General features: G+C 62.1%; 4 protein-coding genes. 2 read left to right on the top strand and 2 right to left on the bottom strand.

The annotated features are described in order from the left end of the window. Nucleotides 1–384 (top strand): halocyanin domain-containing protein (locus QT222_RS05950; RefSeq protein ID WP_491476622.1); only part of this gene is annotated, 384 nt, incomplete at its 5' end. 354 nt (nt 385–738) lie between these two features. Here QT222_RS05950 and QT222_RS05945 read toward each other — a convergent pair. After that, nucleotides 739–3,024: a nitric-oxide reductase large subunit gene (locus QT222_RS05945; protein WP_491476621.1), complete on the bottom strand. Its 2,286-nt coding sequence runs from the start codon at nt 3,022–3,024 to the stop codon at nt 739–741. A 120-nt stretch (nt 3,025–3,144) separates the two neighbouring features. Here QT222_RS05945 and QT222_RS05940 point away from each other — a divergent pair, with 120 nt between their 5' ends. Continuing rightward, a complete protein-coding gene (locus QT222_RS05940) occupies nt 3,145–3,495 on the top strand; it encodes a CGCGG family putative rSAM-modified RiPP protein (protein WP_491476620.1) in 351 nt (116 codons plus the stop codon). Between the two features lie 84 nt (nt 3,496–3,579). On the opposite strand, the gene QT222_RS05935 is transcribed toward QT222_RS05940, so the two are convergent. After that, a partial coding sequence (locus QT222_RS05935) for a halocyanin domain-containing protein (protein ID WP_491476619.1) occupies nt 3,580–4,564 on the bottom strand: 985 nt, incomplete at its 5' end.

The following is a 4,564-nucleotide window of genomic DNA, read 5'->3' as shown; positions in this document are numbered from 1 at the left end:
GAGCCGGGGGGGGCCAGCGCGGGGGGGGACGCAGCGAAACGGCCCTCGGAGGGTGGGTTGGAGGGCGTAAAAAACTGGGGCGGCGTCGTGGAAAGGCCCGGTCCCGACGGGGTTACGGTCGGTGTCGGGGTGGAGGCAAACGGCGGGGCGTTCGGGTTTGGTCCCGCCGCTATTCGCGTCTCGAAGGGAACGACCGTCGCTTGGGAATGGACCGGCGACGGCGGGTCACACAACGTCGTCGAGACGGACGGGGCGTTCGAATCCGAGATGGTCGGCGATTCGGGCCACACGTTCGAACACACCTTCGAGGAAGCGGGGACGTTCACGTACTCCTGTGTCCCTCACGAGACGCTCGGCATGAAAGGCGCGGTGGTCGTCGAGTAGGCAGCGTCCGAATCGAGTGTTCCTGAGGGTCGCTCTTCAGTGACCGGCCTGTCCCTTCTCTTTTCGCCGTTCCAGTTTTCCGCGTTCCGGATTGCTTTCGTGACCCTCGTTCGCCGGTACTGCGGCAACCCGTGAGGGATGCTCAGTGAGTGGAGTGGCTCTCCTCCAGTCGGCTGTTCTTGGTCAATGCCAATGTAGACTCACGTCGTGGTGCTAGTTCTGTAAGGCCCTCTCGCGCCTCCGAAGATACTCTCGATGCGAGAATAGAGGCCGACTGCTGTTCGGCATAGCGGTCACTCAGCATGAGTTTGCCTCCACGTCGCATCAAAAAAAGAAGTCTGACGAACCGCGTTCTCAGTCGTCGCCGAGGATACCCTCGGCCACGGCCATGTCTTCGACGCTCGGGTCGTCCGACGACTCACGGAGGACGAACCGTTTTCTGACGAGGTCGGCGGCGTAGATGACCGTCCCGAGAATCATGAGCGTGTCACCGGGGAGTCGCGCCCAGAACAGCGTCTGAATAATCGGCTGGTTGTAGAAGGCGAGGCTCCGGGCGGCGGCGTAGCTTCCGGTAAACGCCGTCTCCAACTGGAGGAATCCGACCGGGAGCACCGAGACGAACACCATCAGTACGAGACCGACGTTCCAACACCAGAACGCGGCGCGGAGCCACGAGTCGTCCCAGCGCGCGGGGTCGATAGAGAGTTGGAGCATGTACGTGACCATCCCGAGCGCGAGGAACCCGAACGCGCCGAACATCGCGGCGTGGGCGTGTCCTACGGTGAGGTACGTCCCGTGTTCGTAGTAGTTGATGAGCGGGAGGTTGATGAAGAATCCGAGGACGCCCGCGCCGACGAAGTTCCACACACCGCTTGCGATGATGAACATGAACGGCAGGCGGTACGGGAAGTTCTCGCCGGTCGACATGGTGCGGTACTGGCCGAGTGCCTCATAGAGGATGAACACCAGCGGGATGAGTTCGAGCGTCGAGAAGACGCTTCCGAGCGGGACCCACATATCGGGCATCCCGACCCACCAGTAGTGGTGCGAGACGCCGATGATGCCCGTCCCCATCACGAGGAGCGCCTGCAGCATGACCGCTTTCTCGGCGCTCCGGCGCGAGAGGAGATTCATCGACACCAGCGTCAGGCCGACGATGGCGACGATGAAGAACTCGAAGGCCCCTTCGACCCACATGTGGACGACCCACCAGCGCCAGAACTCCGTTACGGCGATGTTCGTATCGGGGGTAAAGAGGAACCCGGCGGTGAACAGGAGGGCAATCGAGCCACCGGCGTACAGAATCATGTGCGCCAGTCCGTACACCGGTTCTTTGTCCAAGAGTGGCTTCAACCCACGAACCGCGAGTCCGGCCCAGATGAGGAAGCCGGCGAGGATACCGAACTGCCAGAGCTTCCCGACTTCGAGGTATTCGAGACCTTCGTTGCCGAGAATCCACCAGAGCGGTCCGTCGATGTAGCCGTTCGCGCCGAGCCAGATACCACCGAGACCGCCGAGGGTGACGACGACGATAGCACCGAGCAAGCCGTTGATGTACGTCGACTGTTTCCGTGGTTCGTAGCCGGTCAAGAGCGGTGGCAGGAACAACCCGGCCCCGAGCCACGTCGCGGCAATCCAGAGGATGGCGAGGTCGATATGCCAGGTCTTCGCAATCGAGAACGGAAGCAGTTGCAGGATGTGGATGCCGAATAGCGTCTCGATACCGAAGAACCCGGCCCGTTCGATGTAGAAGTGCGCGAGTAACCCACCGAGGAGTACTTGCGCGACGAATAACCCCGCTGCCACCGGGATGAACCGGAGTGCTGCCCGCTGGCTCGGGAAGATACTCACCTCTCCCGGCTCGGGAACCGAAATCCCCTCCGCGGACGGTTCGGGGAGTTCAACCGACTTGTAGAGCCAAATTCCGAGCCCCGCGCCGGCGACGAGAAGCACCATGGCGATGACGCTCCACGTCATCGAGGCGGCCGTTGCGTCGTTCCCGGCACCGGGTTGGTACGGCCAGTCGTTCGTGTAGGAGTGGGTGCTCCCGGGTCGGTCGGTGTGCGAGAACCACGCCGTCCACATGGCGAAGTCGGCGAACTGTTCGGCTTCGGCCTCACTGTCGATCATTCCGACGGGGACGCCGCGCTCGTGGTCGCCCTCGTGGTAGCGCTGAACGTACTCCTGGCGGACCTGTTCGTGGGCGTATCGCTCCGCTTCGGAGTACTCGATAGCACCGCCTTCGTACGTGCCGTCGAGGTCCTTTTCGACGACATCGGCGATGGCGGCCTGCGTCGCGGAATCGAGCGCGCTGTACGATTCGCCGTGGCGCTCTTGGGCGTAATAGTCCCGCATGTACTGGACTTTCAATTCGAGCGCGTCGGCGGTGTAATCCACACCGTAGTACGCCCCGTTGCCCAGTATCGACCCGTGGTTCATCAGGCCGTTTTGTTGGAAGACTTTCTTTCCGTCTCTAATCTCTTCGCCGTTGACGATGACCTCGCCGTCGGGACCGACAACCTTCTCCGGAATGGGCGGTGCCTCCTGGTATGCAAACCAGGCACCGGCACCCATCACGACGAGGTTGAAGATGAACACGACGGCGATCACCTTCGCGATGGTCTTACGCTTGAGTTCCATACAAGATGTGGTTCGAAGGCTACCTATAGGGTGCATACGACAGTTCTCGTCGTCCGTCAGGCGGGTCGAACATGTTCGCCTTTGCGCTCTTTGGTTGGTGTGCCGTTACTTCAGACTGTGATGAGTGCCCCTGATGAGCACGGAGAGAACCGCGAAGAAGAGAACGTCGCGGGCCACGACCACGACGAACCGGACCCGGTAACGGAGCGGCGACACGACAACTCGTGGTCGGCGAACCTCGAAAAACCGCAGCACGCCGCCGACCGCGACCTCGTCGTCGAGCAGGCACTCGATGCAATCGAACACACGGTTCCCGGAAACCACGTCAACCTCGTCACACACGGCGACCACGGCCACCCCCGGACGTACCTCTACGACGCGCTCTCACAGCACTGTGACACAGCAATCGAGTTCGAGTACATCCAACAGTGCGGTTGCGGTGGACACGTCACCCGTGTCTACGTTGCCTAATTGCGCTGGAGCAGAATTGAGTCAGCGATTGTTCGACGGTTCGTGTCGAGTTATGTCACTGGTTTTGTAGCGAGCCGTCCCCGTTTACTCTGATTTTTGCTTCGGGTACGACTCACCGTCGTTGCCGCGGTCCTTGAACCAGAGGAACGCGCCGAAGAGCGCCGGCGAGGTGATTGCGGCACCGAACGTTCCGGCCAGTGCCAGTCCACCGAGTCGCTCCGTCTCCGGGTCGTCGAACGGTTCGGCGACCTGCGCGTTGGAACCGCCTTCGTCGTCGCTCACGACGACTGCGCCCTTCATACCGAGCGTCTCGTGCGGCGTACACGCGTATCTGTACGTCCCCGTCTCGTCGAAGGTGTGTTCGAACGTGTGCCCGCTGTCGCTGACCAGTTCGGATTTGAAGCTCCCGTCCGTCGCCGCGACGTTGTGGGACCCGCCGTTGCCGGTCCACTTCCAGACGACGGTCGTCCCCTTGGAGACGCGAATCGCCGCCGGCCCAAAGCCAAATGCCCCGTCGTTCGCTTGGGTCCCGACTTCGACCGTCACCCGCTTCAGTCCGGTCTGACCTTCGACGCCGTCGAAGTTCGACGTGTTTTCGAACCATGTGTTGAGGTCGACGTCCTCTCCGCTGGATTGCTCGGCAGTCTCTTCAGTTTCCTCCTGCTCCGTCTCTTCGCTCGACTGCGTCGTCGCGGCCGACCCTGCCGCGGCGTTGCCGACGACGATTGCCCCTTTCATCCCCAAGGCTGCGTGTGGTGAACAGACGTACTTGTAGACGCCCTCGCTGTCGAAGGTGTGTTCGAACGTGTGGCCCGCATCGCCGACGAGTTCACTCCCGAACGAGCCGTCGTCGGCCGTCACGTCGTGAACGCCGCCTTTCCCGGTCCACTCCCAGACGACGGTCGTGCCGGGGTCGACGCGAACTGCCGCGGGGCCAAACCCGAATGCGCCGTTGTTCGCCTGCGACCCGACAGTGACCGTCACCGACGACGACCCGGTCTTGTCGACGATGCCGTCGTAGTTCGAGGTCTTCTCGAACCAACTGTCGAGGTTGGCACCGCTCGCCTGC

Source organism: Haloferax sp. s1, assembly GCF_058382125.1.
The sequence above is the reverse complement of the archived record's forward strand: the minus strand, read 5'-3'. Positions and strand labels throughout refer to the sequence as shown.

Bases quoted from the DNA above. Each gene is read 5' to 3' on its own strand.
- QT222_RS05940 (WP_491476620.1), top strand. From the start codon at position 3,145: ATGAGTGCCCCTGATGAGCACGGAGAGAACCGCGAAGAAGAGAACGTC.
- QT222_RS05945 (WP_491476621.1), bottom strand. From the start codon at position 3,024: ATGGAACTCAAGCGTAAGACCATCGCGAAGGTGATCGCCGTCGTGTTC.